This window comes from Herbaspirillum sp. C7C8 (assembly GCF_022627875.1).
GTDB lineage: Bacteria > Pseudomonadota > Gammaproteobacteria > Burkholderiales > Burkholderiaceae_D > Herbaspirillum.
In genome coordinates this window covers 41,938-55,700 of sequence record NZ_JABXGG010000005.1, presented here as the reverse complement: position 1 = coordinate 55,700, position 13,763 = coordinate 41,938, and the positions used below count along the sequence as shown (strand labels likewise).

Sequence of the window (13,763 nt, the reverse complement as noted above, 5' to 3'; positions counted from 1 at the left end):
GCCCTCGCGGCCACCTGCCCGGCCCGGAAGGCAGGTCCCGCGTGGCGTACAGGCCACATCAAGACAAAACGCTCCGAAGTTGCCTTAATGGCAAGTCACGGAGCGTTTGCGGGTAAAACGGCAGGAAGAGAACGACTTCAGAAGCCCAGACTCTCCAACAGGTCGTCCACCTGGCCCTGGTTGGCGATGACATCCTTGCCGGCCGGATCGATCTGCGGACCGTTGAGCAGGCCGGTATCTTCGCGCTTGGTCTCGGACGGGGCATAGTCCACCAGCAGTTGCACCAGTTGCGACTCCAAGTCATGCGCCAGCTTGGTGACGCGCTTGATGACCTGGCCGGTCAGGTCCTGGAAGTCCTGGGCCATCATGATGTCCAGCAGTTGCTGCTTGGTGAGGCTGCTGTCCTCGCTGGTCTGGGCCAGGAAGGCCGAAGTCTTTGCCGCCAGGGCGCGGACATCGGCTTCGGCAAAGCTGCCGGTGGCCGCTGCATCCCATTGCGCCTTGAGTTCGCTGGCACCCTCATTGATGCGCTCCTGCAGCGGACTGGCCAGTTCGGTGGCATTGAGCACGCGCTGGGCCGCCTGCTCGGTCATGCGGGCCACGTATTCCAGGCGGTCACGCGCGTCGGGCATGTCGCTGGCGGCCTTCTCCAGAAGCCGGTCAAAACCCAGACCGCGCAAGCTGTCGTGCAGGTTGCGCGTCATGTGGCCGATGCGGACCAGCACCTCGTCGTTGACCCCGGCACCCTCGCCGGAAGCGGTACGGGCAGGATTGGCAGCGTTGTCCACCTCAGCCACCTGCGGCCATCTTTTCGAAGATCTTGCCCAGCTTTTCATCCAGCGTGGCGGCGGTGAAAGGCTTGACCACGTAGCCGTTGGCACCGGCCTGGGCGGCGGCGACGATGTTCTCCTTCTTGGCTTCGGCGGTCACCATCAGCACGGGCAGCTTGGAGAGGGCCGGATCCTTGCGGATTTCCTGCAGCATGGTCAGGCCGTCCATGTTGGGCATGTTCCAGTCGGAGACGACGAAGTCGAACTGGTCGCTGCGCAGCTTCTGCAACGCCTGCACGCCATCTTCGGCCTCATCCACGTTGGTATAGCCCAATTCCTTGAGCAGGTTGCGCACGATGCGGCGCATGGTCGAAAAATCGTCGACGACTAAGAACTTGGTATTGGGACCCGACATGCTAAGACTCCATCTGAACAATTGAATTCTTGGTTATCGGCAAGTGCATGAGCCAACTTGAACCGATACCTCTTTTCACCTCAGCACGGGCTGAGCGCCCGTGCTGCCCCTCATCTGCCTCGCATTGTAGTGCAGCAAAACAAAATCGGCAGAACAATCCGCGCCGAAACCCGCTTCAGACGCGCAGTGCGCGACTTCCGTGTTCCGCCAGCCACGCCAGCACCCTGCCCGGCATGGCCTGCAGCGACAGGACTTCGTGCGCGGCACCGATGGCGATGGCTTCGCGCGGCATGCCGAAGACCACACAGGACGCTTCATCCTGGGCAAAGTTGTAGGCACCGGCATTGCGCATCTCCAGCATGCCCTGGGCGCCATCCTTGCCCATGCCGGTCAGGATCACGCCCACCGCATTCTTGCCGGCACAGGTGGCGGCCGACTGGAACAGCACGTCCACCGAGGGGCGATGACGGTTCACCGGCGGTCCCTGATCGAGCTGGGTCATGTAGTTGGCGCCGCTGCGCACCAGCTTGAGGTGCGAGTGGCCCGGTGCGATATAGGCATGGCCGGGCAGCACGCGTTCATTGCCGGCCGACTCCACCACCGAGATCTTGCACAGGTTGTTCAGACGCTGGGCGAAGGAACGCGTAAAACCCTCCGGCATATGCTGGGTGATGAGGATACCCGGGCAGTCGGAGGGCATGCGGATCAGGAATTCCTTGATGGCTTCGGTGCCGCCGGTGGAGGCGCCAATGATGATCAACTTTTCGCTACTGGTGAGCGGATTGCGAATCTGCGGCAAGGCCTCGCCGGGCGTGGCGGCCTGCTCGGCCGCGCGCGACGGACGGGCGCGTACGCGCGCCTTGGCGGCGGCGCGGATCTTCTCGGCGATCATGTCGGCATACTCCTGCATGCCGCTCTGGATCGAGATCTTGGGCTTGGTCACGAAATCGATCGCCCCCAGCTCCAGCGCGCGCAGGGTGATTTCGGAGCCGCGCTCGGTCAGCGAAGACACCATCACCACCGGCATGGGGCGCAGACGCATGAGCTTTTCCAGGAAATCCAGGCCATCCATGCGCGGCATTTCCACGTCCAGCGTGAGCACGTCCGGATTGGTCTGCTTGATCAGCTCGCGCGCAATGATCGGGTCCGGCGCCACGCCGACCACTTCCATGTCCGGCTGGCTGCCGATGATTTCGCGCATGACACTGCGGATCAGTGCAGAATCGTCGACGATAAGAACTTTAATTTTCATCACTCAGTCACTCAAACTCAATATTGCAGGTTGCCCCGGTTACGGCCGGGCAGTGCCCGCCCCACCCCGTCAGAACAGATCCACCTCGCCACCGACCGGCTTGGTGACCAGCTTGCTGGCGTAGGCTTTTTCGCGATTGACCAGCGTGTCGTTGTGCATCTGTTTCAGTTTCTTGACCAGCACCTTGCCGGTCCGCGGGAAAAAATAGACCTTGCGCGGATAGATGTCGTTGAGATCTTCCGCGACCACGCGGATGTTTTCCGCTTTCAGGTAGCGCCGCACGAATTCGGCATTGCGCTCGCCCACATTGATGGCCGAGAAGCCCCGCAGCACATTGCCGCCACCAAATACCTTGGCTTCCAGGTTCTCGCGTCGCGCGCCGGACTTGAGCACGTCGTTGATCAGCACTTCCATGGCATAGGTACCGTAACGTGCCGAGGCCGAGACCGGGCTGCCGTCGTCGCCGCCGCCGTCGGGCAGCATGAAGTGGTTCATGCCGCCGATGCCGGAGACGCGATCACGGATGCAGGCCGACACGCAGGAGCCCAGCACGGTGACGATCATCATGTCCTTGGTGGTGAAGTAGTACTCGCCCGGCAAGATCTTGGCCGCATCGCAATCGAAGGTGCGATCGTAATAGAGATTGGTGGCAATCTGCTCCGAGGCCTGGCTCATGGCTTGGTCCTTGCGACGCGCTGCGTGGCATTGAGTTCATAGACCGTCTTGCCCTTGAGCTTGAGGGCATCGGAGACATACAGGAAGTTCTCCGAATGGCCGGCGAACAGCAGGGCATGAGGCTTCATCAAGGGGACGAATCGGGACAGGATCTTGCTCTGGGTCGGTTTATCGAAATAGATCATCACGTTGCGGCAGAAGATCACGTCGAACTGACCGCTCAGGGGCCAGCCGTCGCCCAGCAGATTGAGCTGCTTGAAGGTAATCAGCTTGCGCAGTTCAGGACGCACGCGTACGTAGCCCTCATGGCTACCCTTGCCGCGCAGGAAGAATTTCTTGACCCGCTCGGGCGACATCTTCTCGATGCGCTCCATGGGGTAGACGCCATTGGCGCCGGTGGCCAGCACATTGGTATCGATGTCGGTGGCCACGATCTGTACCGGTGGCGTCATCGAGCCATAGGCTTCGCAGGCGGTCATGGCGATGGTATAGGGCTCTTCTCCGGTGGAGGCCGCCGAACACCAGATGGTCGCGGGTTCCTTGAGGGTCTTGAGGAAATCGGCCAGGATCGGGAAGTGATGCGCCTCGCGGAAGAACGAGGTCAGATTGGTGGTCAGCGCATTGGTGAAGGCTTCCCACTCGTCGGAGTCGTGGGTGCGCTCCAGCATGTCCAGGTATTGCTGGAAGGAGGTGATGCCGGTGGCCCGCAGGCGCCGCGCCAGGCGGCTGTAAACCATTTCCTGCTTGCTGTCGGCCAGCGCGATGCCGGCCCGCTGGTAGATGAGGCCACGCACACGCTCGAAATCACGGCTGTTGAAATCGAACTCCTTGCCGGATGATTCGCCCTTGCCTGGTACCGTCGGCTTCACTGTCTTTCCTTCCCTGGCGCAGCGCCCCTTGAGACGCTGCTTGCTGTCTATCGCCCGCCCTATCTGGACGGACACCCCCTTGGCGCATAATCTATCAGCCGTCTGGCGGGGTCAAGCGAATCAGCCGTGGAAATGAAACGGTTTTACCCCCCTATTGCGGCAAGTCAATCAGGGGCCGACGTGCATAGGCTTCTCAAACCTTGGAAATCCTCACCGGCCGCGCGGGACGCCCACTCCCCGACGAGCGTGCTGCGGCCTTGCTGACCGGAGCCGCAGCTTCTGGGGCCGATGCGGAAGACTGCGCCGGAGTATGGCTGGACCGATACCCTACCCGGAACCCGCCCCAGTGCTTGCCGTTGACGTAGATCGGCACCGACAGGTCGTGCATCACCTCGCCGGTATCGCGTCTATAGGTCTGCAACAGGAAGGGTCTGGTGTTGGCCCCGCAGCGCTTGCCGGTGCGGTCGCTGAAGATGCGCTTGGTGCGGTTGTTGACCAGGTCGGTGTCGTAGTCGCCGGTCAGGGGCTGAGAGAACTTCTTGTTGTGGGTTGGAAAGTAACCGTTATTGTCGACGGCACCCGCATAGGCCAGTTGCGGCATGCTGGCCAGCAGTGCTTCCTGGATCGCCGGCAGGACGCGGTCGGTGAAACCGTCGAACTGGCTGGAATGCTTTTGTGGCGAGGTGTTGGGAATGGGCTTGTAGCTGCGGTCGAACAGGGCTGCTTCGCTGATCTGACCGGACCGGATCGAGGCCTCGAAGAGCTTGCCCACCGCCTGCGCGGCACCGCTTGCTGCCACACGAATGGCGTCGTGTCCGCTGCGCGCGCCGCCATCGATGATGGCCTCGAACACGGCCTCGGCCCGCTCCGAGAGCAGCATGGCCGACGCCGCCACGCGCGGCAGTTCGTGATCAGTCTGCAGCATGCCGTTGCGAATGTCGGTGATGGCCTCGGCGATCTCCTGGGTAGTCTGCACGTGTTCGCGCGAGGCTACCGCGATTTCCTCGATCTGTTCCTGCGACTGGCTGGCGGAACGTTCGATGCTGTTGAGCAGCCCATGCACCTTTTCCACGTTCTGCGCCGCCTCCAGCACGCGGCTGCTGAGCGAATTCATGCCCGTGGCGGCACGCTCGGCTTCTTCGGTGATGGCGCGCACCATCACGCCGATGTCGTCGGTGGCTTCCTTGGTGCGCTGGGCCAGCTGGCGCACCTCCCCGGCCACCACGGCAAACCCGCGCCCCTGCTCGCCGGCGCGGGCCGCTTCGATGGCCGCGTTCAAGGCCAGCAGGTTGGTGCGGGCGGCAATCTCGCTGATCACTTCGGTGATGCCATGGATGCGTCGCGACTTTTCCTGCAACTGCGCCATCATCGACGACGCCGACAAGGCATCCGTACGCGCCTGCCCGATCTGCTCCAGCCCTCGGTCGACCTCGGAACGGCCGCTGACGCTTTCGGTACGGACTTCTGCCGCAATGGCCGAGGCGCGCTCGGCATTGGCCGCAATCTGTTCGGTGGTGGTCGCGTTCTGCTCGGCACTGACCGTGATGCGATCGGCGGCGACCACGTCCTTGCTGATCTTGCTCTTGATGGTATCGACAAAGAAGGACGTCTCGGCCGCCCCGATCATGATGTGATCGATCTCCCCACCGATCTTGTCCACCAGTTGCCCATCCCCGGTCTGCCCGCGCCGCTGCGCCAGCGAAAACGCCAACAGGCCCAGCAGGACAGCTACGCCGCTGCAGCCTGGCGCGCTCAGCCACTGCGCCGCACCGGCAGCATGCAGCGCCAGCGCCGTTGCGCCGCCCAGCACCAGGCCCGCCATCCAGGGTAATGCGCCGCTCCATGTCCGGGCGGATGCACCGGTCTCCGTGATCTTCCCCATTCTTGTCTCCTCGCGGATTTTTCCGCTTTTCTTCACCTGTTCCCACACAGGTTTGGGTGCGGACCAAATACACCGCAGTTTCCAGAGGCTATAGCGGCCAGCTTACGCCTAACTGAACGAACAAATCTTCATATCCCCATATTGCCACATCACAACAGGCCCGATACCTCCCGCACCAGGCACCCAACACTTTTTTCTCCGGGGCGACTATAATCGCCTCACTTTATAGGATAGGGGGGTATGGTATATGGCTCATCTGACACAGCACACGGATGCCCTGCTCAATCGTGTGCGTCGCATCGGTGGTCAGTTGCAGGCGCTGGAGCGCGCGCTGGAAGGTCAAGCCGACTGCGCCAGGACCTTGCACCTGGCGGCGGCCATTCGCGGTGCCGTGCACGGCCTGATGGATGAACTGATCGAATCGCATGCCCGCGAACACGTGGCCCGATCGGGTCTGAGCGACGAAGAACGCCAACAGGGGCTGCAAGAGCTCCTGGAAGCGATCCGCCGCTATGCCAAATGAGATCAAAGGAGACAGCATGAACAGCCACGCCACTTACCGCCACGACCACAACTATCTGGGCGCCAACCATGACCGCAACACCCGCCGCACACTGTGGGTGGTCGCCCTGACGGCGGTGATGATGGTGGCCGAAATCGCAGTCGGCTACCTGACCGGCTCCATGGCCCTGCTGGCCGATGGCTTCCACATGGCCACCCACACGGGGGCGCTGGCCATTGCCGCCGGCGCCTACGTGTTTGCCCGTCGGCATGCGCACGACGAGCGATTCAGCTTTGGCACCGGCAAGGTCGGCGACCTGGCGGGATTTGCTTCGGCGCTGGTACTGGCGGTCATCGCCATCGGTATCGGCGGCGAATCGCTGTGGCGACTGGCCACTCCCAGCGTGGTGGATTTTGGCGAGGCGATTCCGATTGCGGTCGTCGGCCTGATCGTCAACATCGTCAGTGCCCTGTTGCTGATGGAGGGGCATGGGCACGATCATGCGCATGCCCATGAAGCGGCGCATGCACATCCCGCTCACGAGGATCACCACGGGCATGGGCACGATCATCACGGCCATCATCACGAAGGGCATGACAACAACCTGCGTTCGGCCTATCTGCACGTGGTGGCCGACGCCCTCACTTCGGTGCTGGCCATTGCCGCTCTGCTGGCGGGGCTCTATCTGGGCTGGACCTGGCTGGATCCGTTGATGGGGGTGGTGGGCGCGGTGGTGATTGCACGTTGGTCGTGGAGCCTGTTGCGCTCCAGTGCGGCAGTGCTGCTGGACGTGACCGATGCACAGGTGGCGACGCGGATCGAGCGGGCGCTGGCTGATGCACCGGTGCAGATCGAGGACCTGCATGTCTGGCGCATCGGTCCTGCGGCGCGGGCGGCCATTGTCAGCGTATCGGCCAGGCAGGTCATGACGGAGGCGCAACTGCGCCAGAAACTGGCGACCGTGACCGAGCTGCGCCACCTGACACTGGAACTGCATCAAGCCCGATAAACCGGTGGCACCGGGTGCCGGGAGGGATCAAGAAAAAACAGCGGCCGAGGCCGCTGTTGTTGCGTCTGGCCCATCCGTTGGGCTCAGGTTCAGCGCCAGCCGCGATGCCAGCCGTAGCGCGGATGATGCCAGCCCCAGCCATAGTGGGCGTGATATTCCCAGACCCAGCCGGGACCGGGCGAGGCATAGGTGGGCTGCACGTACACTACGCCGGGCGGTGCCACGTAAGCCGGCTCGGCCACATAGGCCGGCCGCACCGTGGGCGGGGCCACGACGCAGCCGCTCAGGCCGAAGGCCGCGGCCAACGCCGGTATCAATACGAGGGATTTCATGGGCTTGCTCCTGATTTTGTTTGGCGGAAAGGGCCGGCGCCCGAAGGCGCCGGAACCACTTGGGGGGTGGTGATCAGGTAACGAGCCGGACAGGGGCTGGGCGGACTTGAAATTGTATTTTTGTGTAAGCGCTTGCAGTGAAGCTGCCGGTCTGCACGCTAATGCAATGGGACCCGGGATGCAAACAGCTCCGCGCCTGGCCGGCTGAAGTGAATCTTGTCCAGGAACAGCGAAATCCTTTCTTTGCCCTCGGTTACGTCGCAACGCCCCTTCGGACAGATGACATCCATCATCGAGATGTATTCGACCTTGCTGGCGAGTGCGTTGGTGAAGCGGGTATTCAAGGCGGAACGTTCCGGCTTGTTCATGATGGCAGTAAGATCCAGCCCGGTGACCTTGCTGTAGGCCAGAATCAGCGGCAGGCTGATATAGAACTCCGGTGAAGGACCCAATACCACCACCTTCACGCCATGTGCCTTGAGCCGGTCGATGACCTTGGGCAGGCCGTCGAGATCATCGTCACCCCATCGCGCAAACAGCACAACCATCTTGATATCGCGACGCCCACCAAGTCCGTCCATTCCCCATACCAGTTGATCCAGACGCTGTGCAAAATCGGGCCAACCAGATGGATTGGAGAGACGGTATTCGACCGCCGTGGCCTGCAGTATGTTGTATTCAGGCATTTTTTCCTGGAGCGCCAATGCAATGTTCGCCGCAAGGCTATCCCCCATCACCAAGAGACCAGGCTTGCTCATGTCGCCCTGGAGGCAAACCCTCTTGTCGTACGTCTCAAAGCCGAAGCGGTAGGATAAAAAGCACTGCCCTTCACGAAACATCGCCCGTTCATTCGGCGTTGGCTCCAGGTAGCGCATCGCCATCGGGTTGCGCTGCCAGAGTCCTTCAGCACCGTAAGAGATGGATGCGATGATGGCCGCAGTCAAAGCGAATACCGCCGGTACGACCAACCAACCCGAGGCCGATCTGGCAGGACGATAGCGCTTCAAGACAGGTTGTTCGATCAAACGCCAGCATAGATAGCCAAGCACAAGGCTGAGGAGCAGCGCCACCAGTTGATGAGACGGGCGCTCCAACGGGAAGAACATGCCGATCAAGCACACCACTGGCCAATGCACCAGATATACCGAGTACGACATGTCGCCCAGCCTCGCCAATGGCGTCACAGAAAGCAGCTTGTTGACCCAGTTTTCTTGCCGCGATCCCAGCAACGCCATAGCGGTCCCCAATACCGCACCCAAAGCGCCGATGCCCGGAAAAATGTAACTTTCCTTGTAAAAGCAGACCCAACCCATCATCAGCAAAAAACCCGCCACCGACAAGAAATTGGAGAAACGGGGCTTGAGTTTGTCCTGGTCGATATAAGCCACGACGGCGCCAGCCAGAAATTCCCAACCCCGGTACCAAGGCAGATAAAACGCCGCCGTTGCATCATGCCCTGTGGCCACGACTGCGGCAGCAAAACTGGCGAGACATAAGCCCAATAGCAACAGGACCGGTTTCCGGGTATGCCGAGCCAGTATTACTGCCAGCAGGGGGAATACCAGATAGAACTGTTCTTCAACGCCAAGCGACCAGGTATGAAGAACCGGATTGGAGGTTCCACTGGCGAAGTAATCGATGGTCCCCGCGTAATAAAGGTTGGCGACACCTGCTGCCGAGGCCACCAGCGAGGGAAGCAAGGTGTTGTTGATCGAGATGGGCGTCAAGATGGAAAACACGACGGCCGTCAATACCAGGGTGACGATCAGGGCAGGAAGCAAGCGCCAAGCGCGCCGCATGTAAAATTCGAGAAAAGAGAAAGTGCCAGCCTCGATTCGTCTGCGCAGCAAAAGCGTAATCACGAATCCGGATATGACGAAGAAAATATCCGGCCCTTGATAGCCCCCGGCAAGAGTCGTGAACTTGACGTGAAACAACAGCACCGCGAGTACCGCGATGCCACGCAGACCTTGAACTGCAAGGATCTTGCGGGAGTCGGCTGTACCTGCAGCGACTTTCGGACTCTGCATGGAAATCACCTTAATACTGTTTGTAGATGGTCAGCCATCCGCAACGCCAAAGCGACGATGCTCAACGTCGGATTTGCATGACCGTTGGTCGGGAAAACTGAGGAGCTCAACACCAGCAGGTTACTCACGCCATGCACGCGGCAATCGGTATCAACAACGCTGTCCTCCACAAAGCGCCCCATGCGCGTACTGCCGATATGATGTCCACCCACCGGCAGGGCACGCGTAACCTGCTCCTTAAGCTCACCCGGATCGAAATCCAGTCGACAATGCCGGGTCCCGGCCAGCAACGACTGCATGCTCATGAATGACTGAACACCCGAGTCGATATCTTGTGATGTCAGGCGCCATTGCACGTCCACCCGACGCATGCCATAGCGGTCAGTGGTATCGAGCAAACTGATGCGATTGGCAGCATCACTCACCTGCTCGCTGTTGAACTCCAGAGGATACGTACCGTTGCGGTTGGGGATGAGCGTATAGGGCAGCTTGCGTTTGGCCAGCTTGCGCTTGAACACCATGTCGTAAGCGAACCCGAACACGGATCCGGCATCGAGCATCACGTTGCGCACATGGGCAAGACGACGGGGATGGGCAACCGCATTCTGGTTGCCATGATTGAGGATGTCCTGATGCTCGGAAGGCAGGATGGACTTGGCAAGGTAGATTGCCGACAGCACGCCACTGCCATGCCCCGGATCGGCGTAAGACGGAAAATGCAGTCGCAAGGTCGAATTGAGCAGACCCAGCTGGTTTTGCCATTGCGGCGTGAACTGGAGCTTGCGGCGCGCATAGACGCCATCCTGCGTCTTCTGGAAACGGAAACGAGGCTTCTCGCCCTTGAGCCGCATCTCCCCGAAGATCAAGTCAAAGTGGCAAGCGTAATACCGCCCCAGACTGCCATCAAAACGCTGCCATGCCGGAACCTGCTCGCGCGTACACAGCAGCAGGCGCGTAGCCTCGATCGCACCTCCGGCCAGTACAATCTGGCTGGCTCGCACCTGCACCTCCTGCTGACCATCATGCAGCACGACAGCATCGATGCGCGAGCCATCGGTATTGGCCAGCAGACGCGTACAACGAGCGCGCAGAACAACATTCACGAGGCCCGAGGCTTTCAGCTCCTCGGAGAACTTCGCCGCAAAATCGGTAGGCAGGCTGTAGCGTTCGATGTACTCGGTCAGTGCCTGGCTCAATTGCGGCAATTCCGAGAACATCGGTGCGTTGCCGCCGGCCAGACTGGCCGGGGTAAAGTCTGCATTGCCTGCATCACAATACTGCATGGCTTCGGGCAAGTAGCGCGCATATTCCTCGTAGGAGATCGGCCAGCCACTCAACGGCACATGACTGCGGGCGGCAAAATCGGCCGGATCAAGCGGTACGCAGCGACCACCCCACAGATGCGTGGTACCGCCAAAGCGCTGCCGACGATATTCTGTCGTCCCAGGATGCGGCGCCGACGCGGCACCTTGATAGGCGTCGTCGTCGATCTGGTCGTCGCGCCAGTCGCCACCATCGACCAGCAGGACGCGCTGGCCCTGCCGTGCCAGTGCGACGGCCAGGCTAAGGCCGCCGGGGCCGCTACCCACCACGCAGACGGGATAGTCCTGGAGGCTCGCAGCCTCGCAATCGGAGAGATATCGAATCAAGCTGAATCTCCCCTGTTCAACTTTGCCGCAGGCCGTGCGCAGCAAACAGCTGTTCCAGCTTGCTGACTTCAGTACCCAGATGGTGTTTCTGACGGACCGCCTTTGCACCATGCAGCCCCATCTCCTGCAAGCGCTCGACGCTGGCCGACGTCGCCTGATCGATGGCCGCAACCAGTTCATCGACCGAGCCCGGCGAGACCACCCAACCGTTCACGTCGTGCTCGACCAGTTCAGCAATGCCCGCAATACGCGTGCTGATGACCGGGCGCGACAAGGCCAGCGCTTCCATCACCACCACCGGCAAACCTTCGGCGAAACTGGGCAGTACCAATGCCCGGCTACACTCGATCTCCGCGCGCACTTCAGCGCTGCTCTTCCAGCCAAGGATGCGGATCACCTTGGCCAGCGGACCACTGACCATGGCTTTCTCGATGAAGGGTCTCAGCGGGCCATCACCTACAAGAACTAGCTCGCAGGGCTTGCCGGCGCTGACATGACGGGCGACCGCCTCGATCAGGAGGGGGACGCCCTTTTCTGCACACAGCCGTCCGACAAACACCAGGCGCGGCACTGCAGGAATGGGTAAGGCCGGGGCATCCTCGAAGGCAGGACCAACGCCACAACGCACCACATTCAGGCGCGACCATGCCTGGACGTCGGAAAACAACATGCACTGGCTCTTGCAGAAGTGGGTGATGGTGGCGGTAAAAGCCGAACGCTGCACCTTCTCGCCCAGAGCCCAGGCTACGGGATGGAAAAAGATGCCAGGGCCATGGACAGTCATGCTGTATGGAATCCCGCTGAGCATGGAAGCATACATGGCCACGGTGGCCGAATTCTCAGCGATGTGGTTATGCAGGATCTGTATCTTCTGCTCGGTCAGACGGCGCGCCAGGTAGCAGGCCTCGATCAGATATAGCACATGCAGCAACGCCGGGCGCAGTCCGCCCGCGCGTGTGCGGTGAGCCAGCTTGAGCACTTCCAGCACGCGCCCGGGTGAGCGCAGGATGGTAAGCAGTGTCACGCCCAGCAGACGGGGCAGGCCATTTTCCAGGATGTAATCCGTACTGGCCTGTTCGCTCTTGACGTCGGCGCTGACGGCAGCATCACCGGCCTCACGGCGTATCGAAAAGGTCTGCACCTCATGACCACGGCGGCGCAACTCCAGAACTTCATTGCGGATGAAGGTATCGCTGGCTCGCGCGTAGACGCTGGTCAGATAGGCAATTCTCATTTTGGTTTTTGACAGGCAGAGTTGAGGGGCTTCAGGAGGCACAGTGGAGGATTGCATGGATGGATCATCGAACCGCCGCTGCAGTTCCAATACCTTGCGTCAGGGCCCATTGCGCAGACTCCGCCAGGCCTTGTTCATAGGGGCGAGCGACGAACTTCAGGACGCTGTGCGCGCGTTGCCCATCCAGACGCAAATCCTGTTGCCACAAGCGCAGGAAGGAGGGCGACATCGCCACCGGCAACTCCTTGCCGAACCATCCGGACTTACCAGAGATGCGTTGCAATACGCGGATCATCAGCGTACCCAGCCTGGCATCGAGTTGCAGGCGGGCGGAAGAAATTGTTTGTGCTGGCCCGGCACCGATGGCCTGCGCCAGATCCACGAAGTAACGGTTCCAGCGAGGACTGTCTTGGCCGGCCAGGTTGAAGATCGCCGGGGCGATGGCACCGGTCTGCCCCCCGGTCTCCGGCTCATGATGCAAGGCCAGCAGGACTGCGGCACAGACATCGTCGACATGGACCAGATTGGACCAGCCAGCACCCAATGGCCCCAGATCGCCCAGCCTGCCGGCGGCCAGAAGACGAGCAATCTGCGCAACCCACATGTCGCTGCCAGGACCGTGCACACAGCCCGGACGCAGCATGACCAGCCGCTGCCCGGCTGCTGCGTAGGCGGTCATATGGCGCTCGGCCTCGCATTTGGCCTGGGAATACCAGCTGCCCCCCGGGTCAAGCGGGCTATCCTCGGCCAAATACCCCTCTTGGCGTCCGTAGACAGCCATGGAGCTCATATGGACGATACGAGGATGAGAGGTGTGCATCGCAGCTTCCACCAGCAACTTGGCGCCAAGGCCAATCGCATCACCCTCACCTGCCACACAGTTGACCACTGCGTCCACGTCCGCCAGTGCGCGTCGCAGACTACCCACATCAAGCGTATCGACCTGACGGAATTCGAGCCCACCAGTGAGAGTAGCCGGCGGACGACGGCCCGCCAGGAGCGGTGTAGCCCACCCGACATCACGTAGATGCGATACCAGCCGCTGTCCGATGAATCCGGTTGCTCCTAGGACAAGTACTTTCAAATGGGCTCCCGCAGTCCTGTTAAAAGTCGAATGAATAGAGTGCTGGCAGATAAAGGTCCA

Annotated in this window: 13 protein-coding genes; 2 read left to right on the top strand and 11 right to left on the bottom strand. The window is 61.1% G+C overall.

Annotated elements, in window-relative coordinates; genetic code table 11:
- Positions 1 to 137: 137 nt before the first annotated feature.
- The 6 genes from cheZ to HWE01_RS08130 all read right to left on the bottom strand — a co-directional run bounded on the left by cheZ (position 138) and on the right by HWE01_RS08130 (position 5,863).
- Positions 138 to 797, bottom strand: a complete 660-nt coding sequence (gene cheZ / locus HWE01_RS08155) for a protein phosphatase CheZ (protein WP_008328120.1) — start codon at positions 795 to 797, stop codon at positions 138 to 140.
- Positions 790 to 1,185: a chemotaxis response regulator CheY gene (gene cheY, locus HWE01_RS08150; RefSeq protein WP_006712751.1), complete on the bottom strand. Its 396-nt coding sequence runs from the start codon at positions 1,183 to 1,185 to the stop codon at positions 790 to 792. Before cheY ends, cheZ begins: the two co-directional genes overlap by 8 nt.
- A gap of 175 nt (positions 1,186 to 1,360) precedes the next feature.
- Positions 1,361 to 2,437 (bottom strand): protein-glutamate methylesterase/protein-glutamine glutaminase, encoded by a 1,077-nt coding sequence (locus HWE01_RS08145; protein WP_034350229.1) that lies wholly within the window; start codon positions 2,435 to 2,437, stop codon positions 1,361 to 1,363.
- A gap of 69 nt (positions 2,438 to 2,506) precedes the next feature.
- Positions 2,507 to 3,112, bottom strand: coding sequence for a chemoreceptor glutamine deamidase CheD (gene cheD / locus HWE01_RS08140; RefSeq protein WP_008328106.1), 606 nt, complete (start codon positions 3,110 to 3,112; stop codon positions 2,507 to 2,509).
- Entirely contained in the window at positions 3,109 to 3,981 is an 873-nt protein-coding gene (locus HWE01_RS08135; protein WP_008328105.1) for a CheR family methyltransferase, read from the bottom strand. Before HWE01_RS08135 ends, cheD begins: the two co-directional genes overlap by 4 nt.
- Before the next feature lie 193 nt (positions 3,982 to 4,174).
- A complete protein-coding gene (locus tag HWE01_RS08130; protein WP_241821520.1) occupies positions 4,175 to 5,863 on the bottom strand; it encodes a methyl-accepting chemotaxis protein in 1,689 nt (562 codons plus the stop codon).
- Positions 5,864 to 6,110: 247 nt separating this feature from the next.
- Here HWE01_RS08130 and HWE01_RS08125 point away from each other — a divergent pair, with 247 nt between their 5' ends.
- Together HWE01_RS08125 and dmeF are read left to right on the top strand one after the other, a co-directional pair.
- On the top strand, positions 6,111 to 6,386 hold the full coding sequence (locus tag HWE01_RS08125) for a metal/formaldehyde-sensitive transcriptional repressor (protein WP_241821519.1): 276 nt from the start codon (positions 6,111 to 6,113) through the stop codon (positions 6,384 to 6,386).
- A gap of 16 nt (positions 6,387 to 6,402) precedes the next feature.
- Entirely contained in the window at positions 6,403 to 7,374 is a 972-nt protein-coding gene (dmeF, locus tag HWE01_RS08120) for a CDF family Co(II)/Ni(II) efflux transporter DmeF (RefSeq protein ID WP_241821518.1), read from the top strand.
- Positions 7,375 to 7,463: 89 nt separating this feature from the next.
- On the opposite strand, the gene HWE01_RS08115 is transcribed toward dmeF, so the two are convergent.
- The 5 genes from HWE01_RS08115 to HWE01_RS08095 all read right to left on the bottom strand — a co-directional run bounded on the left by HWE01_RS08115 (position 7,464) and on the right by HWE01_RS08095 (position 13,703).
- Positions 7,464 to 7,706, bottom strand: a complete 243-nt coding sequence (locus tag HWE01_RS08115) for a hypothetical protein (RefSeq protein WP_034350226.1) — start codon at positions 7,704 to 7,706, stop codon at positions 7,464 to 7,466.
- Positions 7,707 to 7,864: 158 nt separating this feature from the next.
- Complete coding sequence (locus HWE01_RS08110) at positions 7,865 to 9,736, bottom strand: acyltransferase family protein (RefSeq protein ID WP_241821517.1); 1,872 nt, start codon at positions 9,734 to 9,736, stop codon at positions 7,865 to 7,867.
- Between the two features lie 5 nt (positions 9,737 to 9,741).
- Positions 9,742 to 11,430 (bottom strand): FAD-dependent oxidoreductase, encoded by a 1,689-nt coding sequence (locus tag HWE01_RS08105; protein WP_241821516.1) that lies wholly within the window; start codon positions 11,428 to 11,430, stop codon positions 9,742 to 9,744.
- Positions 11,402 to 12,619: a glycosyltransferase gene (locus HWE01_RS08100; RefSeq protein WP_241821515.1), complete on the bottom strand. Its 1,218-nt coding sequence runs from the start codon at positions 12,617 to 12,619 to the stop codon at positions 11,402 to 11,404. The genes HWE01_RS08105 and HWE01_RS08100 overlap by 29 nt, the downstream gene beginning before the upstream one ends.
- A gap of 64 nt (positions 12,620 to 12,683) precedes the next feature.
- Entirely contained in the window at positions 12,684 to 13,703 is a 1,020-nt protein-coding gene (locus HWE01_RS08095; RefSeq protein ID WP_241821514.1) for an NAD-dependent epimerase/dehydratase family protein, read from the bottom strand.
- Positions 13,704 to 13,763 lie beyond the last annotated feature (60 nt).